Here is a 24,450-nt window from a genome sequence, read left to right on the forward strand (position 1 = left end):
CTTGCGAGCGCAACGTCACGTCAACAGATCGATCCGGTCCGTGCAGATCATGTCGACGCCCCATTCTTCGAGCAACTGCGCGCGCGCCGGATCGTTCACCGTGTAGGCGAGCACGCGCAGCCCGGCCGCGCGGATCTGCGCGACCAGCGGTTTGCTCAGATAGCGGTGACTCGCGTGCAGCGAGACGCAGTCGAGTTCGCGCACGATGCGCAGCCAGTCCGCCGGCACCCGCTCGAACAGCATGCCGCGCGGCAGCGACGGCGCGGCATCGCGCGCGGCGGCGAGCGCGTCGAACGAAAACGACGACACCAGCGGCGGCGTCTGCCCTTGCCAAAGCTCGAGCGCGCCCTGGGCGACCAGTGCGCCGGTGATGACTTCGCGGCCCGGACACGGCTTGATCTCGATGTTCGCCGCGATGCCGTCGCGCGCGCAACGCTCGGCCGCGTCGGCCAGCGTCGGCAGCCGCGTGCCGGTGAACTGCGCGCCGCGCCACGCGCCGGCATCCAGAGCGGCGAGTTGCTGCCATGTGTGCGTGGCCGCCGGCCCGTGGCCGTTGGTCGTGCGATCGAGCGTGTCGTCGTGCAACAGGAACAGCGCGTTGTCGGCGGACAGCTTCGCGTCGAATTCGACCATGCGATAGCCGTAGCGCACGCAGGCGTCGAAACCGGCCAAGGTGTTTTCCGGCGCAAGCGTACCGCCGCAGCGGTGCGCGATCAGCCGCGGATAAGGCCATTGTGCGGAGGTCCCGCGATCCATCGGGGTTGCCACGTGTCGTTTCCTTGCTGATAGAAGAGCGGTCTATGAAAAAAGCCCGCACATCGGCGGGCTTTTCGTTTCTGCGGGCGTGAAGCGAGGCAACAGCGGCGAGGCGCGAGCGCGTCAGATCACGCCGGCTCCATGCGCCTGCACGTCGGCGTGATAGCTCGAACGAACCATCGCGCCCACCGCGGCGTGCGTGAAGCCCATCTTGTACGCCTCTTCCTCGTACATCTTGAAGGTGTCCGGATGCACGTAAGCGCGGACCGGCAGATGGTGCTCCGACGGCTGCAGGTACTGGCCGATCGTCAGCATGTCGACGTCGTGCTCGCGCAGATCGCGCATCACTTGCAGGATTTCCCCTTCGGTTTCGCCGAGGCCGACCATCAGGCCGGACTTGGTCGCGACGTGCGGATGCAGCGCCTTGAAGTCCTTCAGCAGCTTCAGCGAATGCGCGTAATCCGACCCCGGGCGCGCCTCCTTGTACAGACGCGGCACCGTTTCGAGGTTGTGGTTCATCACGTCGGGCGGCGCCGCATTCAGGATGCCGAGCGCGCGGTCGAGGCGGCCACGGAAGTCCGGCGTCAGGATTTCGATACGCGTTTGCGGCGACAGCTCGCGCGTCTGACGGATACATTCGACGAAGTGCGCCGCGCCACCGTCGCGCAGATCATCACGGTCGACGCTGGTGATCACGACATACTTCAACTTCAGCGCAGCGATGGTGCGCGCGAGGTTGGCCGGTTCGTCGGCGTCGAGCGGATCGGGACGGCCGTGGCCGACGTCGCAGAACGGGCAGCGACGCGTGCACTTGTCGCCCATGATCATGAAGGTCGCGGTGCCCTTGCCGAAACATTCGCCGATGTTCGGGCAGCTCGCCTCTTCACACACCGTGTGAAGATTGTGCTCGCGCAGGATCTGCTTGATCTCGTAGAAGCGCGAATTGCCGGTGGCCGCCTTCACGCGGATCCAGTCCGGCTTCTTCAGCTTTTCGATCGGAACGACCTTGATCGGGATGCGCGCGGTCTTGGCTTGCGCTTTCTGCTTCGCGGTGGCGTCGTAGGCGGCGGGGGCCGGCACGCCTTCGGGCGCGGGGGTGGCTGCTGCGGAATTCGCGGTTACGTCAGTCATTCGTTCGATCCAGTCAGGCGGTGAGCGCACCGGCCTGCGGTTGGGCGACGGCCGCGGGATTGCCGTCGAGGTTTGCGGTGAGACTTGCTGCGAGGGTACGGGCCACGTCGTCCCAGCCGGCGGCGATGCCGAGCGTCGCCATGTCGACTGTTTCGAGCCCCGCGTAGCCGCATGGATTGATCGCGAGAAACGGCCGCAGGTCCATGTTCACGTTCAGACTCACGCCGTGATAGCTGCAGCCGTTGCGGATTTTCAGGCCAAGCGCCGCGATCTTGGCGCCGGCATGGAGCCCGGCGTCGGGCCCAGGCGCCACGTAGATGCCGGGGGCGCCCGCCTTGCGTTCTCCGGCGAGATTATACGCCGCGAGGGTGTCGATCACGGCCTGCTCGATCCGGGTGACCAGCTCGCGCACCATCAGCTTGCGCCGGCGCAGGTCGAGCAGCAGATAGGCGACCACCTGGCCGGGCCCGTGATACGTGATCTGCCCGCCGCGGTCGACCTTGACGAGCGGAATGTTGCTGTCTGCCGCGAGCAGGTGCGCCGGATTGCCGGCCTGGCCGAGCGTGAAGACGGGTGGATGTTCGACGAGCCAGATTTCGTCGGCGGTGTCGGCGGTGCGGGCGTCGGTGAAGGCGCGCATCGCGTCGAAACTGGCTTCGTAGGGTTCGCGGCCGAGCCAGCGCAGCATGAGCGGCTCGATGGCAGGTAGCGGAGACGGAGAGACCGGGGTGGCGCACATGATTCCGGGAGTTTACCGAAATCTCGGAAACCGCGCCCGCGGCCACCGGGAACCTGCACAGCCGGGGCCGGTACGCTGCCGGCTCCGTCGTCACGTGCGGCTTTTGCGCCGCGCCACCGTCAAACGGTGTGCCAGCCGCCGCGCACGCGCATCATCCAGCGCTCGCCGATGCGAGCGAGCCAGTTCAGCGCGCGCTCGTCGCAGCGCGTCGGCACCGAGAACGTAACCTTCGCGAACGTGGCGCCCTCGGCGCTGAGCCAGAGCCGCTCGCCGCGCCGCAGATGCAGCGTCTGCCCAGGCTGCAGCCAGTAGTCCTTCGTGTCGTCGCTGCGCGTGACCCACACTGCGCCGCCATGCACGCGCAACTTCGTGCTGCGCGCGACCTTCAGCGGCAGCGTGTCGCCAGTGCGGATTTCATATGCAATACTAGAGGAAATTTCTCGCATGAGGCCCTCGCCAAAAATCGTTTCATGACTAGAATCCTATGTGCAGCAAGGACTTGGGCAAAACGATCAATTTTCACGTCTATGTGAGAAATATTGCGATGGACCTGCGTCAACTCCCCGCCCTGAACGCGATCAAGGCGTTCGAAGCCGCCGCCCGCCACGAAAGCTTTTCGCGCGCCGCCGACGAATTGTTCGTCACGCACGGCGCGGTCAGCCACCAGATCCGCGCGCTCGAGGCCGAGCTCGGCGTGTCGCTGTTCGCGCGCGACGGCAAGCGCGTGCGCCTCACCGAAACCGGCCGTCGCTACGCCACCCAGGTGCGCGCCGCGTTGATGGAGCTCGCCGACGCGACTCGCGCGATCCGTGCCGGCGACCGCGAGCGGCGCCTCGTGATATCGATGCTGTCGTCGTTCGCGGCCCGCTGGGTGACGCCGCGCATCGGCAGCTTTATCGAGGCAAATCCGCAGTGGGATCTCGAATTGCTGACCACCAATGCGCTGACGGACTTCGCGCGCGACGACGTCGACGTCGCGATCCGTTTCGGCTTCGGCAAATATCCGGGGCTGCACGCCGAGCTGCTGCTCGACGAGATTTTCTTCCCCGCCTGCTCGCCCAACTTCAACGGCGGCAAGCTGCCGCAAACCCCGGCCGATCTCGCCAAAGTCCCGCTGCTGCGCTCCGACGACGAGCTATGGCGCCCATGGTTCGACGCCGCCGGCCTCACCGACTGGCCGGAGCCGAAGCGCGGCGTGCTGTATCAGGATTCGTCGAATCTGTTGCAGGCGGCCGTCGACGGCCAGGGGGTCGCGCTGACGCGCCGCTCGCTCGCGATGCACGAAATCGCGGCGGGCCGGCTCGTGCGGCTCTTTGATGTGGATGGGCCGAGCCCGTGGCAATACTATTTGGTCTGCCTGCCGCAGACGCTGGGGACCGCGCGGGTCAAGGCGTTTCGCGACTGGTTGTTCGACGAGGTGGCGCGCTTCAGGCTGCTGTTCGATCTCGCCTGCGAGGCGGGTCCCGCGGCGAGCGCGCGCCTGGCGGCGCAGGGAGTGACGGCGGACGCGTTGCGCGTCGCGCCGTAAGGTGAAAAACCGCGCGGTGTTACAGCACGACCTTGACCATCGGATGGCCGGTCAGCGCGCGATAGATGTCGTCGAGATGCGCGCGGCTCGTCGCCCGCACGTGGACGGTCAGCCCCGTGTAGGTGCCGCTGCTCGACGGCCGCGTCTCGACGCGCGACGCATCGACCTCGCTATCGAACACGCGCACCACTTCGACGATCGTCGCGGCAAACTCGGGGTGCGATTTGCCCATGATCTTGATCGGGAAATCGCAGGGGAATTCAAACAGTGAGTCGTTCTCGGAATTCATTCTCTACTCCTTCTTCCGCCGCGGCGGCTTCAGCCGCCTTGGCTCGCTGATACGCCGCATACAGCTGCGCAAACACCGCGCCCGGGCGGCCCGCGCCGACCGGCGCGCCATCGAGCCGCGTGACCGGCAGCACTTCCTTGGTCGCCGAGCTGACGATGATTTCATCGGCCGCGCGCACTTCAGCTTCGGTGATGTCGCGCGCTTCGAAGCGGATACCGCATTCGGCCGTCAGCTCCTCGATGAGCCCATAGCGGATCCCTTCGAGAATCCTGTTGCTGCGCGGCGGCGCGGCCAGCACGCCATCCTTCACGATCCACACGTTCGACGACGACCCTTCGGTCAGCAAACCATCGCGGAACTGCAGCGTCTCGAAGGCGTCGTTTTCGGCCGCGTATTGCGCCATCAGCACGTTGCCGAGCAGCGACACCGACTTGATGTCGCAATTGAGCCAGCGACGATCCTCGGCGCTCACGCACGGGACACCGCTTGCGCGCTGCGCGGCGGCGGGCAGGTTCAGCGCGGTGACCATCACGAACACGGTCGGCTTCACGCAGGCCGGAAATGCGTGAGCGCGCTTCGCCACGCCACGCGTGACCTGGATGTATGCGATCGCGTCCTGATCGGCACGCAAGCCGCCGTCCGTTTCGTTGGCCTCGGCCACGCGTCCGATCAGCTCGCGCCAGCCAGCGTCGTCGAGCGGATTGGCGATGCCGATCTTGCCGACCGAGCGCGCGAGACGCGCCAGATGCTGCTTCAGACGAAACGCGGTGCGCCGTCCGCTCGCGTGCGCGTACAACGGCGCCACTTCGTAAATGCCGTCGCCGAAAATGAAGCCGCGGTCGAGCACCGGCACGCGCGCTTCGGACAACGGCACCAGTTCGCCGTTCAGATGAACGATCGGGTCCGGCGAAACCTCGGAGACAACGGTCATTGCGACGTAGCCCTTACTTTTTCTTGTTGAACATCAGCATCAGCGAATCCCACACGCGGCCCACCACACCGGCTTGCTGCACAGGCTGCAGCGCGACCACCGGGAATTGCGCGAGCACCTTGCCGTCGGCGACGAGCTTGGCGGTGCCGATCTGCTGGCCGTTGGCGATCGGCGCGACGAGCGGATCGTTGAGTTCGATCTGCGGCTTCGCCTTGTCGGCGGCGCCCTTCGGCAGCGTGATGTACTGGTCGCTTTTCACGCCGACCTGCACGCTGTCCTGCGAACCCTTGTAGACGCGCGGCGTGGCCACGACCTGGTTCGCCTTGTACAGACGCGTCGTGTCGTAGGCGGTGTAGCCGTAGTTCAGCATCTTCAGGCTGTCCTGCACGCGGTCGTGCTCCTTGGTCTCGCCCATCATCACCGAGACGAGACGGCGCGACGCGTCGGTCGTGCCGGGCAGCGGACGCTTCGCGCTCGCGATCAGGCAGTAGCCGGCCGCTTGCGTGTGACCGGTCTTCAGACCGTCGACGGTCGGGTCGATCCACAGCAGACGGTTGCGGTTCGGCTGCTTGATCTTGTTGTACGTGAATTCCTTGACCGAGAAGATGTTGTAGTACTCGGGATAGTCGCGAATCAGGCGGGCCGACAGGATCGCGAGATCGCCCGCCGTGGTGTAGTGCTGCGGGTCGGGCATGCCGTTCACGTCGGCGAAATGCGTGTGCGTCATGCCGAGCTTTTGCGCCTCCTTGTTCATCATGTCGACGAACTGCGCCTCGCTGCCGCCCACCAGTTCGGCGAGCGCAATTGCCGCATCGTTGCCCGACTGCACGATCATGCCGTACACGAGGTCGTGCACGGTCACCGGCTTGAGCGCCTCGATGAACATGCGCGATTCGTCGTTGCGCACGCGCCGCACGGCTTCGCTCGGCTCGATGCTCTGATCCATCGTGATCTTCTTCGTGTCGAGCGCCTCGAACACGAGATACGCGGTCATCAGCTTGGTCAACGACGCCGGCTCGACGCGCTCGTCGGCATTGGCGGACGCGAGCACCTGGTTGCTGGTCGCGTCGACGAGCACCCACGAGCGCGCGTTGACGCCCGGCGGCGGCACCTGCGCGAACGCGGTGCTGGCGACGAGCGTGGCCGGCAGCACGAGGCCGACGGCGATGGCGCGATTGAGCGAAGCGGGAACGAAAGAAGCGAGTGACGGGAATGCCGTGCGGCCAGAGGAGGAGAAACGCATAGGGTCGATTCGTGCAGAAAAATTCGTTGCGCGACAGCGCGCGGAGTTGGGGGAGCCGGTCGGCGGGGCATCTGGCCGTAAAACGGCGGGCGCCCGTTGGACTGATGGCGACGCAATCGGTTCGCGAGCGCAGCGCTGCGCACCCGGCCGCGCCCTCCCGCGAAATGATTCCGCGGCGCGCGATTCTGCCGGCTGGGCGGCGCTGTGCCCAAAAAAAGAGCGCCCATTATACGCGCGCTACCTGGTCAGCTTCGCGCGCGTGTCGTCGATTTGCACACGTTTGCGCGCACCTGTCCCCCGCAAAATGCGCGTCGCGCGTTTTCAGCGCCAGGCGTCGACGATGATCCGCTTCAGGATGTGAAGCTTGCGATGCAGAAAGTGCTCGGCGCCCGGAATCACGACGACCGGCAGTTCCTGCGGCCGCGCCCAGTCGAACACGGACTGGACGGGAACGGTCTCGTCGACTTCGCCGTGGATCACGAGTGTGCTTTCGGGCACGGGTGCGACGTCCCAGCGGCTCGCCGCGGTACCGACGAACACGATGCGCTCGATTTCCCGGCCTTCATCGCGCAGCTTCGCCGCGACGTGCGACAGCACCACGGTGCCGAACGAAAAGCCCGCCAATACGAGCGGCAGATCGCCGTAGTCCGGATCGGAGCGCATGTGCTCGAGCACCGCGCGCAGATCGTCGCGCTCGCCGACGCCCGCGTCGTGCTCGCCCTGGGTCTGGCCGACGCCGCGGAAATTCGACCGGTAAGTGACGTAGTTCAGCTGCACGAGCGTGCGCGCGAGGGTCTGCGCGACCTTGTTGTCCATCGTGCCGCCAAACAGCGGATGCGGATGCGCGACGAGCGCGATGCCGCGTGGCGCGGCGCCTTTTTCGCGCACGCCGTCGGGCAGGTCCAGCGCGACCTCGATCTTGCCGACCGGGCCGTCGATCAGATACTTCTTCGTGTTGACGTTCATCGGGATGGATCGTTTTGTGGTTCGCGTTATTGATCGATCTTCAGACGCTCGACGATCTTGCCGTTCGCAAGATGCGATTCGACGATCTCGTCGATGTCGCTCTCGTCGACGTAGGTGTACCAGACCGCCTCGGGATACACGACGAGCGTCGGGCCCAGTTCGCAGCGATCGAGGCAGCCGGCCTTGTTGATGCGCACCTGGCCGGGCCCGGCCAGGCCGAGTTGCTTCACGCGTTGTTTCGCGTATTCCTGCATCGCCTGTGCGTTGCAGTTCGCGCAGCTCGGACGCTCGGCGCCGGGGTCGCGTTGATTCAGACAGAAGAAAACGTGGTGCTTGTAGAAGGAATCCATGATGTTCGGGAGGCGAGCCTGAAAGGAAGTGCAATGGCGGTGCGGACGATTATAGCGACCGGGCTGTGCGGGCGTCGGGACCTGGCGGCCGGCGCGCAAGCACGTCACGCCCGCCTCGCGCGCCGCTTGAGCCACGCCCGCTCGACCGCGAACGCGAGCCACACCAGCGCCGCATAGGGCCATATCCATGCGAGCCAGCGCGCGAGCCCGTTGAAATGCAGATAGCGTCCCTGCCGCCAGTCGGCGAGCACGGCGTCGAAATACGGGTTCACCGGCAGCAGATTGACGAACACGAGTGCGACGACCAGCGCGACCCCGGCGAGCGTCGCACGCAACCGCCGCCGCAGCGGCAGCGCGACGAGCGCCGCGACGGTGCCGCACACGAGTCCGATTAGCGCGCCGGGCGTCGCCCAGTCGAACGCGAGGCCCGATTGCGATTGCAGGAACGTCGCGCCGGCCTTCACGCACAAGGTCGCGAGGATGAACACGAACAGCAGGCGCACGCGTGGCGCATCACGGCGCGCCGGCAGCGATGCAAGCGCGAGCGCCGCGAACAGGTTTAGCGCCGTGATCAGCGCTTCCCATGTGTCGTCGTCCAGCCACGCGGCGGCCGCCGCCGGCCATGCGCCGACATGCCACGCGGACGGCGTCCACGCGAGCAGCGCGTCCTGGGTGGCCGGATCGACGCTCAGCCACAGCGCGCGCGGCCAGTTGCCGAGACCGAACAGACGCGGCGACGGATACATCGTCGCAAACGGCCACGCGGCGACGAGGCACGCGAGCGTCGCATGGCCGCGCTCGAACCACAGCAACCGCAAACGCCTGAGCAGGCCGCGGTCGAGCAGCGCGCCGGTCAACGGCGACATCACCGCCGCGCCGACGAGCGCGCCCAGCGTGTTGGCGGCGAGATCGAGATTGGAGGCGACGCGTGTCGGCAGATAGGTCTGCACGGCTTCCATCGTGCCTGACAGCAGACCGCCCAACACGAACGCGAGCGCGACGGCCAGCGTGCCGCGCCAACGCGGGTACACCGCGAGCACCACCAGCGCGCCGAACGGCATATAGCCGAGCACGTTGGTGACGACGTCGAACGCCGTTAGGTACTGCGGCATCGGATCGAACAGATAGGCGAACGGCGCGATGCCGAGCGAGCGCCAGCCCGAGAACGGATACCACGACCCGTAGACGATCAGCGCCGTGTAAAGCAGCAGCGCCTGACGGGCCAGCGTCGACGGGCGGCGCAGCCAGGGGCGTTCGCTCATGCAGCGCTCCGTTGCGTGCGCTGCCCGCCCGTCATTGCGCGGCGACCAGCGCCTGCGAGCCGAGCCACGTGGTGATCTGCGCGACGAGGTCGTCGCTGGCCGCGGCGAGCGCCCGCGCGCCGCCGGCCGCATCCGCCGAATGCGCGGGCGCGTGCGCGACGAAGGTCTGCTGGCCGATCACCTTGCCGCCCTGCATCAGCGTCGCGCGCGCGGTGATCGCGCCGTGGCTGTCCGTCTGGCTGTCGAACACCTGCTCGAACTCGGTCAGATCGACCCGCAGCACCGGCGCGGTCACGCCGTCCGCGCCCGTCAGCACGGTGCCGCGCTCGCTCAGCGCGTTGCGCAGGCGCTGCGTCAGCAGTTGCGACGGCATCATCGTCCAGTGGCTGTTGGCGTAGGCGGCCGTCTGCTGCGCGTCGGCGTAGCTCAGCCGATAAGTCATCCGGTCGGATTCGAGCACGGACGGCGCGCTGACCTCCAGCACCTTGACGGCCGGCAGCCGGCTCGCCGCGGCGGCCTGCGGCGGTGGTCCGAAGTCGTAGCGGACATCCGACACCACCGCGGACGTGCCCGCGCAGCCCGCCGCCAGCACGCCGAACGCAAGCAGCGCCGCGAGCGCGGCGCGCGCGGCGCGCGCGGACAACAGTCGGTGAATCGAGCGTGACATGGGCATTTTCCTCTGTTCTAGCCTGCGGATTTAGTGAGCTGCGGGCGCGGTAGCGGCGGGCCACGCGAAGCCGGCCTCGCCCGGACCCGGCGCCGGGCGCGGCGCGCCAAACAGCACGCTGCGCGGATTGGTGTTGAAGGTGTCGGCGGCGCGGTCGATCGATTGCGCCGCCGCGCGCACGTCCTCGGTCAGCGAATTGACGCGCGGCAGCGTCTCGTAGCCGACCCGCGCGGACAGGTCCTGCAGCGACATGTTCATCTGCGCGAGCGCATCGCCCGCCTGCTGCGCGGCCGTGCCGACCTTGTTCAGATTGCGCTCGAGGGGCCCGTCCGGACGGTTCAGGCCCGTGATCATCTGGTTGGTCGACGCGAGCGTGCGGTTCAGCTGGTCGATCGTGCCGGGCAGCTTGCTGGCGACCGGCGCCATCTCACGAGTCAGCGTCGCGACGCCCGAGGCCGCCTGCGCGATGCTCGCCGCCGTGTCGTGCAGTTGCGCGACCATTTCCGGCGACAGCATGTCGTTCACGTTGTCGGTGACTTTTTCGAGCTTGCGCAGCAGCACCTCGCCGCGTCGCTGCAACTGGTCGAACAGACCCGGGCGCATCGGCAATTGCGCGACCTTTTGGGCCGACGACGGCAGCGGCGTCAGATCGCGCCCGGTATCGTCGAGCTGGATGAACGCGATGCCGGTCACGCCCTGCAAGCCGAGGCTGCCGAACGTCGAATGCGTGATCGGCGCGTGCTCGTCGACCATGATGCGGATCAGGATCTGCCCCGGATGTGTCGGATCGAACTTGATCGACTGCACACGGCCGACGTCGAGCCCGCGAAAGCGCACCGCCGCGTCCGCAAAGAGGCCGTTCACGCTGGTGCGCGCGATCAGGTCGTACGGCACCCGCACGGTGCGGTCGACGTTGAACAGATACGCCGCCAGCGCGATCGCCGCCGTCAGCACGACCGTGAAGAGCCCGGCCCAGAACGCATGCGCTTTGTTTTCCATTGTCAGTTTCCCTGGTTCATAGCGGCCTGGTTCATGGCGGCCGGCCTCACAGCGGCAACTCGGACGACGCCGGCTCGAGCGCCGCCTGCGGCAGCTTCGCGCGGCGCTCGGGCGGCAGCGCCTGCAGCGCGCGGCGCCCGCGCAGGCCGAGGAAATATTCGTGGATGAACGGATGGTCGACGCCCGCGGCCTCCTCGACCGGGGCGTTGACGAGCACTTTGCGATCGGCCAGCACGGCCACGCGTGTCGACAGTGCGACCATCGTATCGAGATCGTGCGTGATCATCACGACCGTCAGACCGAGCGCGCGATGCAGCCCCGAGATCAGCTCGACGAATTCGTCGGACGCCTCCGGGTCGAGGCCGGCGGTCGGTTCGTCGAGGAACAGCAGTTCGGGTTCGAGCGCGATCGCGCGCGCGATGCCGACCCGCTTGATCATGCCGCCCGACAGCGCCGATGGCATCTTCGACGCGTGCTTGCACGGCAGCCCGACCATTTCGAGCTTCAGCATCACGATGTCGCGCAGCAGGTCTTCGGGCACCTTGCCGAGCTCGCGCACCGGTTGCGCGACGTTGTCGAACACCGACAGCGACGAGAACAGCGCGCCGCGCTGGAACAGCATGCCGGAGCGGCTGCGCATCAGCAGCGCGGTGTCGGGCGAGATCGTTGCGAGGTCTTCGCCGAACAGCTTGATCGTGCCCCTCGACGGGCGCTCGAGGCCGAGAATCTGCCGCACCAGCGTGGTTTTGCCCGAGCCCGAGCCGCCGACGATCGACACTATCTCGCCGCGCCGCACGTCGAGGCTCAGATGCTGATGCACGATGTTGCGGCCGTAGCGCTTGGTGATGTCGATCACCTCGATCACCGGCTCGGCGATCGACGGTACGGGTTGGCCGCGTACGGCTTCGGTGAGTGGCGCGATCATCCTAGCCCCACGTTCTGAAAGAGGATCGCGAACACCGCGTCCGCGAGAATCACGATGGTGATCGACGTGACCACCGAGGTCGTCGTGCCTTCGCCGAGACTCTGCGAATTGGCTTTGATACGGAAGCCGAAATGACAGCCGGCGATCGCGATCAGCATGCCGAATACCGCGCCCTTGCCAAGCCCGATCCACAGGTTCGCGATCGGCACGACGTTCGGCAGCTGGCGCGCGAAGAAGCTCATGTCGATGCCGAGCACGAGCTTCGCGGCGAGCGCGCCGCCCGTCAACGAGATCACGTTGGTCCACATCACGAGCAGCGGCATCGCGACGGCCAGTGCGATCACGCGCGGCAGGATCAGCCGCAGGCCATGCGGGATGCCCATTACGCGCATCGCGTCGAGCTCCTCGGTCACGCGCATCACGCCGATCTGCGCGGTGATCGCCGAGCCCGAGCGGCCCGCCACCAGAATCGCCGACAGCACCGGGCCGAGTTCGCGAATCACCGCGAGGCCGAGAATATTGACGATGAACTGGTTCGCGCCAAACATACGCAATTGCTGTGCCGACAGATAGCTCAACACGATGCCGATCAGGAACGCGACCAGCGCGGTGATCGGCAGCGCGCGAGCGCCGGCGTTGTAGATATTCGCGGAGATTTCGGTCCACGGCGTGAGTTTCGGCTTGCGCGCGATCGCGAGCAGATCGAGCACGAAGCGCCCGAGCATCGCGACGCCGCCCTGCAGGTGCTCGACGAACGAGAAGAGCCCGAGGCCGAGACGCGTAAAGGGATCGAGGCGCGTGACCGGCTCGGCGCTCTCGCGCACCGTGTCGAGCAGCGCGATGCGCTCGAAGATGTCGCGCTGCGTGTCCGTGAGCGCGGTGCCCGGCGGCATCTTGCGGCCCCACACGCGCCACAGCGCCTGGCCGCCGACGTGGTCCATCCTGTCGACGCGCGACAGGTCCCACTCGCCGATGCCCTGCGCGCCGGTCAGCGAACGCAGTTGCGGAATCACGTGCCCGGTGTCGCGATCGCGCGCGAGCGCGAGCGCCGTCCACTGGCCCGAGAGACGGACGATCTTGCCTTGGCTGCCGGCCGCGACTTCAAGGCCGGGCGGAGTGTCATTGTTCAAGGATCGCGTGAATCTGGTTATCGGATTAGCGGCCATTGTAACGAAGGCTCGGCCGCCGGTCCGCACTGATGCACATCGATCGGCGTCGCCGTTCACCGCTGCGCATTCGAGTCCCGGGCGGGTTCGCTGTGGCTACAATATGGGACATGAATACCTCCAAGAATCCCGCCTCCCCGTCCGCAGCGACAAGCGCGGCACCAGCCTCGTCGTCGGCTTCGACCGACTGGCGCATCGATCGCGAACGCGCGGTCAAGCTGTTCGGCGCGCATGCGCATGACTGGCCGATCGAAATCGTCGAAGAAACCGGCTCGACCAACGCCGACTTGATGACCCACGTGAAAGCCCTGCCGCGCCGCGCGAACGCGCTGCCGCGGCCGATCGTGCGCGTCGCGTATCTGCAGACCGCCGGGCGCGGCCGCCGTGGGCGGCCGTGGTACGCGGAGCCCGGCAACGCGCTGCTGTTTTCGGTCGCGTGCGTCTTGCCGCGACCGCTCGAAGGGCTCGGGGGCTTGAGTCTCGCGGTGGGCGTCGCGCTCGTCGACGGGCTGCGCTCGCTACCGGTCGCGGGTCCCGGACAGATCGCGCTGAAGTGGCCGAACGACGTGCTGCTCGAAGGCGACAAGCTCGCCGGCATCCTGATCGAAACCGCGTGGAGCACCGACGACGCGAGCGCGGTCGTGATCGGCATCGGCACCAACGTGAAAGGCGCCGACGAACTCGCGGCGAAGGTGGGCGCGCTGAACGCCGAGGTACCGCCGCAGGCGCTCGGCACCGTGCCGACCGCGTTGCAACGCGCGCTGCCGAACGCGAATCTGACCGATACGCTGGCAGCCGAATTGAACGCGCTCGAACCGATGCTGCAGCGCTTCGGCGCCGAAGGCTTCGCGCCGTTCCAGCCGCGCTGGAACGCGGTGCATGCTTACGCGGGCCGCGACGTCGTGCTGCTCGAACAAGGCCAGGAGCTCGCGCGCGGCGTGGCGGCGGGCGTTGACGAGCGTGGCCAGTTGCTGCTCGATACGGCTGAGGGCCGCCAGAGCATCGCGACCGGCGACGTGTCGCTGCGCCTCGCCCACGGTGTCGCATGAGGCAGCGCGCGCCATATCTGCTGATCGACGCGGGCAATAGCCGGATCAAGTGGGCGCTGGTGCAGCCCGATGGGACGCAGTTGGCGAGCGGCGCGCTCGCGCATGACGACCTTGCCGGGCCACGCGCGCGGTCAGGTGCGCAACCCGCTTGGACTGACTGGCCGGCGCCATGCGGCGCGTGGCTCTCCAACGTCGCGGGCGCGGAGGTCGCGACGCACATCGCGGCGCTCGTCGACGCGCACTGGCCGCGACTGCCGCTCGCGACGATCCGCGCAAGTGCTCGTCGATGCGGCGTGACCAATTGCTACACGACACCGGACTCGCTCGGCAGCGACCGCTGGGCCGGCATGATCGGCGCGCACGCGACCTTTCCCGGCGAGCATCTGCTGCTCGCGACCTTCGGGACCGCGACGACGCTCGAGGCCTTGCGCGCCGATGGCGCGTTTATCGGCGGATTGATTGCGCCGGGCTGGACGCTGATGATGCGCTCGCTCGGTGAGCACACCGCGCAACTGCCGACGCTCGACGCCGCGCGCGCGCGCGGTCTGCTCGACTCCGCCGATACCACCGGCGCGGTCCGTCGCGGGCCGTTCTTCGCAACGGATACGCCGCGCTCGCTGTCGGCGGGCTGCACGCTGGCGCAGGCCGGATTGATCGAGCGGATGTGGCGGGACCTGCAGGATGAGTGGCAGGTGCCGGTGCGTCTCGTGGTCAGCGGCGGCGCCGCCGACGAAGTGGCGAGTACCCTGAAAGTGCCGCATACTCGCCACGATTCGCTGGTGCTGTCAGGGCTTGCGCTGATCGCAGCCGAGGATACGGCGCGGCAAAGCGGCTGATTGCCTGCCGTGGCTAGCGTTCGATTCACGACCGGGTGGCGCGTGATGTACGTGTAGAACGTGCGCCTGAGTTGCGCGCAATTCGCCGCCCATTTTCCGAACCCGAGTCTTTCCCGCACGCCCCAGGCTCAACTTCTTTCTGAATTGGAAACACCCACAATGCTTCGCTGGCCGATCGCCATTCTGATTGTTGTCAACGTGCTGGCTTTCGTCGCGCTGCTTGGCGCCTTCGGCCCCACACCCACCGCCAGCGGACGCGAGCCGAATCATCTGAATCGCCAGATTCATCCGGACTGGCTGAAGGTGCGGCCGGTCAGCGCCGCCGATGCGGTCGACCAGGCGGTGGTCGGCGGACCCGCGCCGCAGGCGCCGATTTCGACATCGGAGTTGCCGCAGTAATCAGGTGAGCGACGCGATCGGTTAGAAGTTCAGCAGTGCGCCGCGCGTTTTGCGGTAACGGGCGGCATCAATCCTGCGTCCGCACCTTCTTCAACAGCGCGGTCGTCGAGCGATCGTGCTCGAACGCAATCGCGAGCGCCTTGCCGCCCCAACCGCGCACGAGCGCCGATTCGGGCAGCGCGTCCATGTCGTAGTCGCCGCCCTTCACGAGCACGTCCGGGCGCAGCGCGGAAATTAGCTCGACCGGCGTCTTCTCGCCGAAGCCCACCACGTAATCGACGCTTTCCAGCGCCGCTAGCAAGGCCATGCGGTCGGCCTCGTTGTTGATCGGCCGGTCGTCGCCTTTGCCGAGCATCCGCACCGACGCGTCGCTATTGACACCAACGATCAGGCACGCGCCCAGCGCCTTTGCGTCGGCCAGATAGGTAACGTGACCACGATGCAGGATATCGAACACGCCGTTCGTAAACACGACGGGCGCGCGCAGCGAAGGACGAAGCTTCACCAGGGCATCGCGCGTCAGAATCTTGCGTTCAAAGATGGCGGTCATCGCACGGTCACAGAGTTGGGGAATTAGGGAGTTGGGGCGTGACGGGAACAGGAATGCCAGGTGCCGTCACGATACACGGTGGACGGCCCGAAGCAAAACGGTCCGGCAAGCTCGCGCTTGCCGGACCGCCGTTTGATACGGTGCTGAAACGCCTGAGTCGTTACGCCGGCTGCTGCTGCGCCGGGTTTTGTTCAGCGGCTTGCAGACGCGCGACCACTTCCTTGCGATAACGGTTCAGTTCCTGCGCTGTGTTGAACGTGCGTTCGAACAGCAGCGACAGGTTGTGCAGAATGCGCTCGATGACCTTCTTTTCCCAGCCGTCGTCGAAACGGATCTGCTCGTCGAGCCAGCGCTCGAGCCATTCCGGATCCGGCAGACGCGACTGGATCGTGTCGCGCGGGAACAGCGCCTGGTTCACGTGCAGGTTGGTGGGGTGCAGCGGCTTTTCGGTGCGACGCGCCGACGCCATCAGCACGCCGATCTTCGCGAACGCGGCACGCGCGATGTCGCCGGTTTGCGCCATCGCCTTCTTCATGTAGCGCAGATACGCGCCGCCGTGGCGCGCTTCGTCGCGCGAGATAGTTTCGTAGATGTGCTTGATGACTGGCTCGGTATGCCATTCGGCGGCGCGGCGATACCAGTGATTCAGGCGGATTTCGCCGCAGAAGTGCAACATCAGCGTTTCGAGCGGCGGTGCGGGATCGAACTCGAAGCGCACTGCGTGCAGTTCCTCTTCGGTCGGGACCAGTTCCGGCTTGAAGCGGCGCAGGTATTCCATCAGCACCAGCGAGTGCTTCTGCTCCTCGAAGAACCACACGCTCATGAATGCGGAGAAATCGCTGTCGTGATGATTGTCACGCAGAAACATTTCCGTGGCGGGCAACGCCGACCATTCCGTGATCGCGTTCATCTTGATCGTCGCGGCTTGCTCGTCGGTCAACAGCGATGCATCGAATTTGTCCCAGGGAATGTCCTTCTCCATGTCCCATCGAACGGATTCGAGCGATTTATAAAGTTCCGGATAAAGCATGGTGTTCATAGTCCCACCCCTGTTCTGCACATACTGTGTGTGTCTGTTGCTGCTACGTGTAGCCGTTTTTACCTACGACGAACGGACGCGCCGTTTATCGGCCAAGCATTCAATTTTACGCGTTAATCAGCCGCCCAGAAGCATCGGGCAGCAAAGAAGTCCGGGCTTTTGTATTGGCGCCTGAAGCGTGAATCAGGCGCCGTGGCCAACCGTGGGAGGGATACCCTTTGCCTGAGGTCGAGCCAGTCTGGGTCTGGCAACCGCACCGTCCCGCCCCGTACCGGTAGCGCCGGCGGCGACTGACGCGAGGGCGGCGGGATTGGTTGTTTTCGGCGCACGCCCCAAAGCCAGATCAAGCTTACACAATGATAGCACGCGCCTCCCACGAAACCCGTGACAGAAGCGGCGCGAGCGCACGGTGGTATTGACTTCTCTCAATAAAGTCGGCGATTCGCGCGGGCGGAAACCGCCGGCGCTGGAATAGGGAAAAACGCAGCCGATCAGTGGCCTTCATCAACGGCCACTGATTCCCGGCGCGCCGTCCGGCTCACGTCGACTTTTTCGGCGTTGCCGCGCTCGTTCCGGCCGCGCGTTTGGCCGACGGCGCGGCGCGCTTCGCCGCCGGCCGTTTGACGGCGGGCTTCGCGTTTTGCGCGGCGGCGCCCGACGCATCGGCGCCCGACGCATCGGCGCCCGACGCATCCGCGGCCTTCGACGGTTCCGGCTTGCCCTGCGTGCCCCCGCCCGCCGCGGCGACCGCGACGGACGGCTGCGTCATCGCGAACTGCGCGATCTGGTTGAACTGCGATTGCAGCAGATTCCACCACGCGGACGCATCGAAGCCGGGCGCCGCGGGCGCTTCCTCTTCGTCGCTGTCGGCCTGCGTGGCGCTTTCGGGCGTGGGCTCGGCCGGCTTCGTCCAACTCGGCGCCCGGGCGGGGCTCGGGGCGGTGTTCGGCGCGTCACTCGCGGCGGCACCCGACGCAGCAGCCGCCGCCTGCGACATCGACGATTGCGCGAACGCGCCGAACGCGCGCAGCGTCGCGAGCGTCGCACGTTGCACTTCGAGCGCCTGGATCGCCGACTGCAGCATGCTCAGGTTCAGCTTCAGCCATTGCTCGACCGCGCGCATGTCGGTGATGCGCTTGTCGAGTTCCTCGACGCTCGTGAGCGGCGCCATCATGTCGGACATCATCGACAGCGACGGACTCGTGCCCCCACCCGGCTGCGCGCCCGTCATGGCGGCGCCGAACGGCGACAGCCGAATCATGCTCCACATGCGATCGAGCATTTCAGCGGGCGGAAAACCGGGGAAGCCGGGAAAGGGCGGCGCGGAGCCAGTGGTGTCGGTCATGGTTGTCGCCTCGGTGCTGGATGATAGGTGGAGCGCGCGATGCCGCGCGCGTCGATTCGATCATACCGTGTGGGGTATGACATCACGATCGTTGGTCGTTACGTGGACCGCCCGCGCCAAAATCGGGCGCGCGCCGCTCGCGCAACGAGCTCAGGCCCTCGCGCACGTCGGGCCCCGCGAAGCCCATGAATTCCAGCGCGAGCGACGTATCGAACGCCGGGCCCGCCGTGCGCAGCCAGTTGTTCAACGCGTACTTGGTCCAACGGATGGCGGTCTGCGAACCGTCGGCCAGCTTGCGCGCGACTTCGAACGCCTTCGGCAGCAGATCGCTTTCGTCGACGGCCAGTGACACGAGCCCGATGCGCTCCGCCTCCTCGCCGCTCACCGGCTCGCACAGCAGCAGGTAGTACTTCGCCTTCGCCATGCCGCACAGGAGCGGCCAGACGATCGCCGCATGATCGCCCGCGGCGACGCCGAGGCGCGTGTGTCCGTCGATGATGCGGGCCGTCTTCGCCGCGATCGAGATATCGGCGAGCAGCCCCGCGACGAGCCCCGCGCCGACCGCCGGCCCGTGCATCGCCGACACGATCGGCTTGCCGCAGTTGATCACGTTGTAGACGAGATCGCGCGCTTCGCGCCACACACGCGTGCGCACCTCGAAATCGTTCGCCATGTCCTCGACGAGCTGCAGATCGCCGCCGGCCGAAAAGCCTTTACCCTCGCCGCGAATGATCGCGACGCGCGTATCGGGATCGCGATCGATATCGCGCCAGATTTCCGCGAGCTCGTAATGCATGCGTGCGTTCGCGGTCGCGAGGCCGCTTTTATTCGCGCCCTCGCCGCTCATCACGACTTCGAGCACGCCATGCGGATGACGCTGCAAACGCAGCGACTGGTAGTGCGCGTAGTACGCGTCGTTCGGTTGCGATGGCTGAGGCATGGTGAGCAGTCCGGAGGAGATTCGTTCAGTCGCGGACGCAACGGCGCGCCCCGTTCAATGCGGCTGATAAAGCCACTTGCCATTGGTGATTTCGACCATCACGCGGGCGCGCTGATCGAGCCCGAGATGATCGGCCGCGCTCATGTTGACGACGCCATTGGTGTCCGCGAGACCGCGTGTTCCTTCGAGCGCGTCGCGCAGCGCGCGGCGAAACGGCGGCGTGCCGGGCGCGCCGGCTTTCAGCGCGAGCGGAATCGCATGCTCGAGCAACGCGCCCGCGTCCGACGTGTACGAACCGAATGCCGACACGCTGCCCGCCCCGTGCTGCGCCTCGAAGCGCGCGATGTAATCGAGGGCGAGACGCCTGGCCGGATGATCGGCTGGCAATTGCGCGGCGACCAGCACCGGGCTCGCGGGCAGGAAGGTGCCGTTGCAATCGGCGCCGCACACGCGCAGGAAGTCGTTATTGCCGACGCCGTGGTTGTGATAGATGACGCCTTTGTAGCCGCGCTCGCGCAGCGTTTTCGGCGGCAGCGCGGCAGGCGTGCCGGCCGCGCCGACCACTACCGCGTCGGGGTGGGTCGCGAGAATCTTCAGCACCTGGCCGGTCACGCTCGGATCGGTGCGATTGAAACGTTGACGCAAGCCACGCGCGCTCGTGCGCGCTTCAACGGGCGACGCGCAAGCGCGCCGACGTTCAGCTGTGGAGAAGTCCAATCGCGGCATGCTGTCTCCTCACGTCGGGGTTTTCGTTGTGATGTTTGCCGCAGTGTAGCCGCGCGCGCAAGTGGCGGCATCGGGCGAAACCCTTTCGCGCGTGCCGCCCGCGTCACAGCATTGCCGCGTGAGCGCCGCGCTTCATTCGAGCGGCGCGATGCTCTGCTCGATCGCGCCGAAAATCGACTTGCCCGCATCGTCGAACATTTCGATCCTCACGGTGTCGCCGTATTTCATGAACTCCGTTTGCGGCGCGCCGTGCTCGATCGTTTCGAGGCAGCGCTTCTCGGCGATACAGCAGTAGCCGCGTTTCGCGTCCTTGTTCGACACCGTGCCCGAACCGACGATGGCACCAGCACGCAGATTGCGCGTTTTCGCGGCATGCGCGATCAGCTGACCGAAGTGAAACACCATATCGGTGCCCGCGTCGGGCTGGCCGACCTTCCTGCCGTTCCAGTGGACGATCATCGGCCGATGCACGCGGCCTTCGCGCCAGTGTTCGCCGAGCTCGTCGGGCGTCACGGCGACCGGCGCGAATGAGGTGGCCGGCTTGCTCTGAAAAAAGCCGAAGCCCTTCGCGAGTTCGGCGGGGATCAGGTTGCGTAGCGACACGTCGTTGACGAGCATGACCAGCCGCACGCCGCGCAGGGCCTGCTCGGGCGTCGCGCCCATCCGCACATCGCCGGTGACGACCGCGACTTCGGCCTCGAAGTCGATGCCGTACTCTTCCGATGCGCACGCCACGTCGTCGCGCGGGCCGATGAAATCGTCGCTACCGCCCTGGTACATCAGCGGGTCGGTCCAGAATTCTGGCGGCATTTGCGCGCCGCGCGCGCGCCGCACGAGCTCGACGTGGTTCACGTACGACGAGCCGTCGGCCCACTGGAACGCGCGCGGCAGCGGCGCCATGCACTCTTTGGCGTCGAATGAAAAGCTGTTGCGCGCACGGCCCTGGTTCAGCGCATCGTAAAGGTCATGCAGTTGCGGCGCGTAGAAGGCCCAGTCGTCGAGCACGCGCTGCAGCGTGGGCGCGATCGCGTCGGCGATGGCCGCCGTGTGCAGGTCGCGGGACACGACGATCAGTTGACCGTCGCGCGTGCCGTCCTTCAGCGAGGCAAGTTTCATAGAGCTGTGAACCGTGTATTAGTGACGATGGAAGGAATGTATTCTACGATGGTGAATCGGCGCGGCCCAATATCTGCGTGTTCGTCGTCGTGTCACCGTAGCCGTCTCCATTACGATCACCGAACGCGCTGCCCGCGCCTTTTGCACATGTCCGCCAACGCCCGCTCCGGCACGATCCGCACCCGCACCGACCCCGCGTCCGCCGACGATCTGCTCGATCCCGCCCATGCAACCGACGCCACCGGCGCCGATGACGAACCCGGCGAACCCGGCGAACCCGGCGAAGAAAAACTGCGCTCGGGCATCCAGTCGATCGAGGTCGGTTTCAGGCTGCTCGACGTGCTGACCCACGAGCCGCGCGCGATGATGCTGCGCGATCTCGCGCAGCGCGCGGGCATGAGTCCGGCGAAGGCGCATCGCTATCTGGTCAGCTTTCTGCGTCTCGGCGTGGTCGCGCAGGACCCGCTGTCGGGCCGCTACGAACTCGGCGGCTTCGCTTTGCAGCTGGGGCTCGCGCGGCTTGCTCGCGTCGACGGTGTGAAGCTCGCGCGCATCGCGCTCGCCGAGCTGCGCGACCGGCTCGATCTGACCGTCGGCATCGCGGTGTGGGGCAATCAGGGACCGACGATGGTTCACTGGATGGAGTCGAGCTACCCGGCCAAGGCGTCGCTGAAGCTCGGCGACGTGATGCCCTTGCTCAGTTCGGCGACCGGTCTGCTGTTCGCCGCCTACCTGCCGTCCGGCAAGACCGCCGCGATGCTCGAGCGCGAGCTGGCCGACTCGCGGCGCTCGTCGTATAGCGGCGCGCCACGCACCCGCGAAGAGGTCGACAAGGTGCTCGCCGAGGTGCGCGAGCACGAGGCTGCGCGCGTCGAAGGCATGCTGCTGCCGACGATCCACGCGTTTTCGTTGCCGGTGTTCGATTCGACCGGCGAACTCGCGCTCGGTCTCGTCGCGCTCGGCCATGAAGGCGCGTTCGATATCCGCTGGGGCGGCGAGATCGATACCGCGCTGCGCGAATGCGCGCGCAAGCTGTCGTACGAACTCGGCTATAGCGCGACCCCGCGTGGTGACAACGGTTGATACGCACCGTATCCTTTCACGCTCTCACCGATTCAAACGCCGATGGATTTTGCTTCCGCCAACCGCCGTCATGATCGCCTGCCCGCTTTTGGTAGCGGGCCGGGACGCGGCGCGCGCGCGTGGCGCTGGATCGCCGTCCTCGCGGCCGTCGCGGTTGTGCACTGGATCGCGGCGCAATGGTTCGAGCGCAATCGCGTGGATCTGAATCCGGCGAATCGCGAGCATGTGCCGGTGCAGGTCGTGCTGCTGACGCCCGAAAGGGTCGAGCGTCAACCCGCGCCACCGCCCGCCGTGCCGGCACCGCATCCGCCCTCGCCAGCACGCAAGCCCGCGGCGAGGCCGCCGCGCGAGCAGCATGTGATGACCGCGTTGCAACCGGCCAAACCGAACGAGCCCGCGGCCACGCCGGCATCGGAGGTGGCGGCTAGCGCGCCACCCGCCACCGCGAACGCGAATCCATCGGCCCATGCGAATGCCCGTGGCGCCGTCGCGAGCGCCCCTGCCGCGGCCAGCGCGCCGCAAGCGTCGCAGGGCGTGAAGTTTTCGGTACCGCCGTCGGCCGAACTCGACTACGACACGTTCTACAACGGCGTGCGCAACGCGCCCGGCACGATCCATTGGGCGAGCGACGGGCAGGGCTACGAAATGGTCGTATCAGTGCCGCTGCCGTTCGTCGGTCCGTTCGTGTTTTCGAGCCACGGCGGCATCGATGCCTTTGGCCTCGCGCCGGCGCAGTACAGCGAAAAGCGTGGCCGTCGCGCCGAAGACATCGCGATCTTCAATCGCAACGACAAGAAGGTTGGCTTTACGCGCACGCCCGCCTCGTTGCCGTTGCCCGACGGCGCACAGGATCGCTTCAGTGTCGTGATGCAGCTCGCGAGCCTCGTGCGCGGCGATCCTGACGCCTATAAGCCTGGCGTGACGCGACAGTTTTTCGTCGTCGATACCGATAGCGGCGAGAATTGGCCGATCGAGACGATCGGCGACGAAACGATCCGCGCCGCGCAAGGCTATCTGGAGACGCGTCACTTCAAACGTCTGCCGCGGCACGATGGCGACCAGCGCCGCGTCGACGTGTGGCTCGCCCCGTCCCTTGGCTGGCTGCCGGCGCGCATCCTGCAGACGGAGCCGAACGGTACCCAGTTCGAACTGGTGTGGCGCGGCAAGCTGAATGTCGATGGCACGTCGCCGGATGACCGCGGCAATGGTGGCGCGCCGGCCACGCCTGCTGCACCCGCAGCCCCCGCTGCCACGGGCCCTGCAACGCCGGCGCCAGCTCCGGCCGACGCATCGGCAGTAACACCCGAGGCCGCCCCAGCTGCACCGGTCGATTCGACCGCTCCGACCATCATCAAACCGTGACAGGTTTCGTGACAGAGTGTCACGAGCAAATCCGCACGAGATCGGCGAAACTTCCTTTGCAACGCTGACTCGCACGTCAATGGAGCCCCGTTCGCGCGAACGAGGCGACCCACCGCGCTTTTTCACTGCGTTTCCTTCAAAGGAGTCCGCATGCAAGTGAACATCAACGGTATCGACACACGCTACGTGCTGAGCAACGAAGGCGGCGGCCCGTGGCTCACGTTCATCCATCAGTTGGGCGGCGATCTTTCCATCTGGGATCAGATGGCAGGCTATTTCCGCGACGATTACACGGTGCTGCGCTACGACGTGCGCGGCCACGGCCACAGCGCGGTTGCGCGCGAGCCGTTCGCCATGCGCGATCTGGCCGACGATCTCGCCAAACTGCTCGATGCCCTCGGCGCGCGGACGACGCACCTGGTCGGCCTGTCGCTCGGCGGCATGATTGCGCAGCAGTTCGCGCTCGACCATCCATCGCGAATCGACACGCTGACGATTGCCGACAGCACCGGCGGCACTCCGCCCGAGAACCGTGAGTTGTGGAATCAGCGCGCCCACACCGCGCGCAGCGACGGCATGGAGGCGCTGTTACCGTCGACGATCGCGCGTTGGCTCACGCCCGACTTTCAGGCCGCCCATCCCGAAGCGGTCGAGCCGATCCGTGAGACATTTGCGCGCACCTCGCCGGAAGGTTTTGCGATGGCCTGCGAGGCACTGCGCGATTTCGACCTTCGCGGCCAGCACGGCGCAATCCGCTCGCCGACGCTGACGGTGGCCGGACGTCACGACACTGGCACGCCCCCTGCTGCTACGCAGGCAATAGCGGAGGCGATCGAGGGCGCCCGCTTCGAGTTGCTGGACGCCGCGCATCTCGCGCCAATCGAGCAATCACAGCGTTTTGCCGCCTTGCTTGAATCGTTTCTGGAGCGGCGAGTCTAACCGTCAGGTCCGGAGTTTTTACTTGCGTCGTCCGGACCCACCCCTTGAATTCCATCCCACATGCTCCACCTACGGTGCAGAAAAGGGCAGGAGCCCAACGGAAATAAGGAGTGT

General features: G+C 66.6%; 26 protein-coding genes and 1 pseudogene. 7 read left to right on the forward strand and 20 right to left on the reverse strand.

All coding sequences use genetic code 11. The features are described 5' to 3' along the window. Window positions 1-15: 15 nt before the first annotated feature. The 4 genes from ugpQ to OKW35_RS07550 form a co-directional block, all read right to left on the reverse strand. Window positions 16-768, reverse strand: a complete 753-nt coding sequence (ugpQ, locus tag OKW35_RS07535) for a glycerophosphodiester phosphodiesterase (RefSeq protein ID WP_429551593.1) — start codon at window positions 766-768, stop codon at window positions 16-18. A 111-nt stretch (window positions 769-879) separates the two neighbouring features. Then, window positions 880-1,887 (reverse strand): lipoyl synthase, encoded by a 1,008-nt coding sequence (gene lipA, locus OKW35_RS07540; protein WP_429551594.1) that lies wholly within the window; start codon window positions 1,885-1,887, stop codon window positions 880-882. Between the two features lie 13 nt (window positions 1,888-1,900). Beyond that, window positions 1,901-2,626 carry a lipoyl(octanoyl) transferase LipB gene (lipB, locus tag OKW35_RS07545; RefSeq protein WP_429551595.1) on the reverse strand — a complete coding sequence of 242 codons (726 nt, stop codon included), beginning with the start codon at window positions 2,624-2,626 and terminating at the stop codon, window positions 1,901-1,903. Between the two features lie 119 nt (window positions 2,627-2,745). Then, a complete protein-coding gene (locus OKW35_RS07550) occupies window positions 2,746-3,072 on the reverse strand; it encodes a DUF2917 domain-containing protein (RefSeq protein WP_090802839.1) in 327 nt (108 codons plus the stop codon). Window positions 3,073-3,170: 98 nt separating this feature from the next. On the opposite strand from OKW35_RS07550, the gene OKW35_RS07555 reads away from it, so the two are divergent. Next, window positions 3,171-4,154 (forward strand): transcriptional regulator GcvA, encoded by a 984-nt coding sequence (locus tag OKW35_RS07555; protein ID WP_184062584.1) that lies wholly within the window; start codon window positions 3,171-3,173, stop codon window positions 4,152-4,154. 19 nt (window positions 4,155-4,173) lie between these two features. On the opposite strand, the gene OKW35_RS07560 is transcribed toward OKW35_RS07555, so the two are convergent. From OKW35_RS07560 to OKW35_RS07605, 10 genes are all read right to left on the reverse strand, one after another. Next, entirely contained in the window at window positions 4,174-4,443 is a 270-nt protein-coding gene (locus OKW35_RS07560) for a DUF493 family protein (protein WP_429551596.1), read from the reverse strand. Continuing rightward, complete coding sequence (locus OKW35_RS07565; protein WP_429551597.1) at window positions 4,415-5,374, reverse strand: D-amino acid aminotransferase; 960 nt, start codon at window positions 5,372-5,374, stop codon at window positions 4,415-4,417. Before OKW35_RS07565 ends, OKW35_RS07560 begins: the two co-directional genes overlap by 29 nt. Window positions 5,375-5,387: 13 nt before the next feature. Next, entirely contained in the window at window positions 5,388-6,617 is a 1,230-nt protein-coding gene (locus OKW35_RS07570) for a D-alanyl-D-alanine carboxypeptidase family protein (RefSeq protein WP_429356531.1), read from the reverse strand. A gap of 321 nt (window positions 6,618-6,938) precedes the next feature. Further along, complete coding sequence (locus OKW35_RS07575; protein ID WP_429407612.1) at window positions 6,939-7,583, reverse strand: alpha/beta hydrolase; 645 nt, start codon at window positions 7,581-7,583, stop codon at window positions 6,939-6,941. Between the two features lie 26 nt (window positions 7,584-7,609). Further along, the gene (locus tag OKW35_RS07580) at window positions 7,610-7,933 is read right to left on the reverse strand and encodes a (2Fe-2S) ferredoxin domain-containing protein (RefSeq protein WP_090802831.1); all 324 of its coding nucleotides are present in this window, start codon (window positions 7,931-7,933) and stop codon (window positions 7,610-7,612) included. 104 nt (window positions 7,934-8,037) lie between these two features. Beyond that, on the reverse strand, window positions 8,038-9,195 hold the full coding sequence (locus tag OKW35_RS07585; RefSeq protein WP_429551598.1) for a VanZ family protein: 1,158 nt from the start codon (window positions 9,193-9,195) through the stop codon (window positions 8,038-8,040). Between the two features lie 31 nt (window positions 9,196-9,226). Continuing rightward, window positions 9,227-9,862: an ABC-type transport auxiliary lipoprotein family protein gene (locus OKW35_RS07590; protein ID WP_429551599.1), complete on the reverse strand. Its 636-nt coding sequence runs from the start codon at window positions 9,860-9,862 to the stop codon at window positions 9,227-9,229. Between the two features lie 30 nt (window positions 9,863-9,892). Beyond that, window positions 9,893-10,861 carry an MlaD family protein gene (locus OKW35_RS07595; protein ID WP_429551600.1) on the reverse strand — a complete coding sequence of 323 codons (969 nt, stop codon included), beginning with the start codon at window positions 10,859-10,861 and terminating at the stop codon, window positions 9,893-9,895. 46 nt (window positions 10,862-10,907) lie between these two features. After that, window positions 10,908-11,786, reverse strand: coding sequence for an ABC transporter ATP-binding protein (locus OKW35_RS07600; RefSeq protein WP_018419267.1), 879 nt, complete (start codon window positions 11,784-11,786; stop codon window positions 10,908-10,910). Next, entirely contained in the window at window positions 11,783-12,916 is a 1,134-nt protein-coding gene (locus OKW35_RS07605) for an MlaE family ABC transporter permease (RefSeq protein WP_184062594.1), read from the reverse strand. Before OKW35_RS07605 ends, OKW35_RS07600 begins: the two co-directional genes overlap by 4 nt. Before the next feature lie 146 nt (window positions 12,917-13,062). On the opposite strand from OKW35_RS07605, the gene OKW35_RS07610 reads away from it, so the two are divergent. The 3 genes from OKW35_RS07610 (at window position 13,063) to OKW35_RS07620 (ending at window position 15,236) form a co-directional block, all read left to right on the forward strand. After that, complete coding sequence (locus OKW35_RS07610; protein ID WP_429490779.1) at window positions 13,063-14,001, forward strand: biotin--[acetyl-CoA-carboxylase] ligase; 939 nt, start codon at window positions 13,063-13,065, stop codon at window positions 13,999-14,001. Further along, a complete protein-coding gene (locus OKW35_RS07615) occupies window positions 13,998-14,837 on the forward strand; it encodes a type III pantothenate kinase (protein ID WP_429551601.1) in 840 nt (279 codons plus the stop codon). The genes OKW35_RS07610 and OKW35_RS07615 overlap by 4 nt, the downstream gene beginning before the upstream one ends. A gap of 159 nt (window positions 14,838-14,996) precedes the next feature. Then, on the forward strand, window positions 14,997-15,236 hold the full coding sequence (locus tag OKW35_RS07620) for a hypothetical protein (protein ID WP_429551602.1): 240 nt from the start codon (window positions 14,997-14,999) through the stop codon (window positions 15,234-15,236). A gap of 67 nt (window positions 15,237-15,303) precedes the next feature. Here the strand turns inward: OKW35_RS07620 and rfaE2 are convergent, their stop codons facing one another. The 6 genes and pseudogenes from rfaE2 to OKW35_RS07650 form a co-directional block, all read right to left on the reverse strand. Beyond that, window positions 15,304-15,786 (reverse strand): D-glycero-beta-D-manno-heptose 1-phosphate adenylyltransferase, encoded by a 483-nt coding sequence (rfaE2, locus tag OKW35_RS07625; protein ID WP_176109690.1) that lies wholly within the window; start codon window positions 15,784-15,786, stop codon window positions 15,304-15,306. A gap of 160 nt (window positions 15,787-15,946) precedes the next feature. Continuing rightward, complete coding sequence (locus tag OKW35_RS07630; RefSeq protein ID WP_184026492.1) at window positions 15,947-16,825, reverse strand: ferritin-like domain-containing protein; 879 nt, start codon at window positions 16,823-16,825, stop codon at window positions 15,947-15,949. A gap of 538 nt (window positions 16,826-17,363) precedes the next feature. Further along, complete coding sequence (locus tag OKW35_RS07635) at window positions 17,364-18,170, reverse strand: PhaM family polyhydroxyalkanoate granule multifunctional regulatory protein (protein ID WP_429551603.1); 807 nt, start codon at window positions 18,168-18,170, stop codon at window positions 17,364-17,366. An 82-nt stretch (window positions 18,171-18,252) separates the two neighbouring features. Beyond that, the gene (locus tag OKW35_RS07640) at window positions 18,253-19,110 is read right to left on the reverse strand and encodes an enoyl-CoA hydratase/isomerase family protein (protein ID WP_090802811.1); all 858 of its coding nucleotides are present in this window, start codon (window positions 19,108-19,110) and stop codon (window positions 18,253-18,255) included. A 54-nt stretch (window positions 19,111-19,164) separates the two neighbouring features. Continuing rightward, window positions 19,165-19,749 (reverse strand): annotated as a pseudogene (locus OKW35_RS07645) (ABC transporter substrate-binding protein); the annotation flags it as partial. Window positions 19,750-19,968: 219 nt separating this feature from the next. Next, a complete protein-coding gene (locus OKW35_RS07650; protein WP_184051339.1) occupies window positions 19,969-20,952 on the reverse strand; it encodes a fumarylacetoacetate hydrolase family protein in 984 nt (327 codons plus the stop codon). Between the two features lie 147 nt (window positions 20,953-21,099). Here OKW35_RS07650 and OKW35_RS07655 point away from each other — a divergent pair, with 147 nt between their 5' ends. The 3 genes from OKW35_RS07655 (at window position 21,100) to OKW35_RS07665 (ending at window position 24,336) form a co-directional block, all read left to right on the forward strand. After that, window positions 21,100-22,035 (forward strand): IclR family transcriptional regulator, encoded by a 936-nt coding sequence (locus tag OKW35_RS07655; RefSeq protein WP_184062612.1) that lies wholly within the window; start codon window positions 21,100-21,102, stop codon window positions 22,033-22,035. Between the two features lie 42 nt (window positions 22,036-22,077). Further along, window positions 22,078-23,397 (forward strand): DUF3108 domain-containing protein, encoded by a 1,320-nt coding sequence (locus OKW35_RS07660; protein WP_429551604.1) that lies wholly within the window; start codon window positions 22,078-22,080, stop codon window positions 23,395-23,397. Between the two features lie 150 nt (window positions 23,398-23,547). Next, entirely contained in the window at window positions 23,548-24,336 is a 789-nt protein-coding gene (locus OKW35_RS07665) for an alpha/beta fold hydrolase (RefSeq protein ID WP_429490764.1), read from the forward strand. The last annotated feature ends 114 nt before the right edge of the window (window positions 24,337-24,450 follow it).

The sequence above is a fragment of the Paraburkholderia sp. MM5477-R1 genome (genome assembly GCF_050436385.1).
Taxonomy (GTDB): domain Bacteria; phylum Pseudomonadota; class Gammaproteobacteria; order Burkholderiales; family Burkholderiaceae; genus Paraburkholderia; species Paraburkholderia tuberum.

Coding starts and splice junctions, on each gene's coding strand:
- OKW35_RS07635 (WP_429551603.1), bottom strand. CDS start 18,170: ATGACCGACACCACTGGCTCCGCGCCGCCCTTTCCCGGCTTCCCCGGT.
- OKW35_RS07630 (WP_184026492.1), bottom strand. CDS start 16,825: ATGAACACCATGCTTTATCCGGAACTTTATAAATCGCTCGAATCCGTT.
- OKW35_RS07655 (WP_184062612.1), top strand. CDS start 21,100: ATGTCCGCCAACGCCCGCTCCGGCACGATCCGCACCCGCACCGACCCC.
- OKW35_RS07615 (WP_429551601.1), top strand. CDS start 13,998: ATGAGGCAGCGCGCGCCATATCTGCTGATCGACGCGGGCAATAGCCGG.
- OKW35_RS07665 (WP_429490764.1), top strand. CDS start 23,548: ATGCAAGTGAACATCAACGGTATCGACACACGCTACGTGCTGAGCAAC.
- OKW35_RS07575 (WP_429407612.1), bottom strand. CDS start 7,583: ATGAACGTCAACACGAAGAAGTATCTGATCGACGGCCCGGTCGGCAAG.
- OKW35_RS07570 (WP_429356531.1), bottom strand. CDS start 6,617: ATGCGTTTCTCCTCCTCTGGCCGCACGGCATTCCCGTCACTCGCTTCT.
- OKW35_RS07595 (WP_429551600.1), bottom strand. CDS start 10,861: ATGGAAAACAAAGCGCATGCGTTCTGGGCCGGGCTCTTCACGGTCGTG.
- OKW35_RS07585 (WP_429551598.1), bottom strand. CDS start 9,195: ATGAGCGAACGCCCCTGGCTGCGCCGCCCGTCGACGCTGGCCCGTCAG.
- OKW35_RS07590 (WP_429551599.1), bottom strand. CDS start 9,862: ATGTCACGCTCGATTCACCGACTGTTGTCCGCGCGCGCCGCGCGCGCC.
- lipA (WP_429551594.1), bottom strand. CDS start 1,887: ATGACTGACGTAACCGCGAATTCCGCAGCAGCCACCCCCGCGCCCGAA.
- OKW35_RS07610 (WP_429490779.1), top strand. CDS start 13,063: ATGAATACCTCCAAGAATCCCGCCTCCCCGTCCGCAGCGACAAGCGCG.
- rfaE2 (WP_176109690.1), bottom strand. CDS start 15,786: ATGACCGCCATCTTTGAACGCAAGATTCTGACGCGCGATGCCCTGGTG.
- OKW35_RS07550 (WP_090802839.1), bottom strand. CDS start 3,072: ATGCGAGAAATTTCCTCTAGTATTGCATATGAAATCCGCACTGGCGAC.
- OKW35_RS07640 (WP_090802811.1), bottom strand. CDS start 19,110: ATGCCTCAGCCATCGCAACCGAACGACGCGTACTACGCGCACTACCAG.
- OKW35_RS07565 (WP_429551597.1), bottom strand. CDS start 5,374: ATGACCGTTGTCTCCGAGGTTTCGCCGGACCCGATCGTTCATCTGAAC.
- OKW35_RS07555 (WP_184062584.1), top strand. CDS start 3,171: ATGGACCTGCGTCAACTCCCCGCCCTGAACGCGATCAAGGCGTTCGAA.
- OKW35_RS07620 (WP_429551602.1), top strand. CDS start 14,997: ATGCTTCGCTGGCCGATCGCCATTCTGATTGTTGTCAACGTGCTGGCT.
- OKW35_RS07660 (WP_429551604.1), top strand. CDS start 22,078: ATGGATTTTGCTTCCGCCAACCGCCGTCATGATCGCCTGCCCGCTTTT.
- OKW35_RS07650 (WP_184051339.1), bottom strand. CDS start 20,952: ATGAAACTTGCCTCGCTGAAGGACGGCACGCGCGACGGTCAACTGATC.
- OKW35_RS07560 (WP_429551596.1), bottom strand. CDS start 4,443: ATGAATTCCGAGAACGACTCACTGTTTGAATTCCCCTGCGATTTCCCG.
- OKW35_RS07600 (WP_018419267.1), bottom strand. CDS start 11,786: ATGATCGCGCCACTCACCGAAGCCGTACGCGGCCAACCCGTACCGTCG.
- lipB (WP_429551595.1), bottom strand. CDS start 2,626: ATGTGCGCCACCCCGGTCTCTCCGTCTCCGCTACCTGCCATCGAGCCG.
- OKW35_RS07580 (WP_090802831.1), bottom strand. CDS start 7,933: ATGGATTCCTTCTACAAGCACCACGTTTTCTTCTGTCTGAATCAACGC.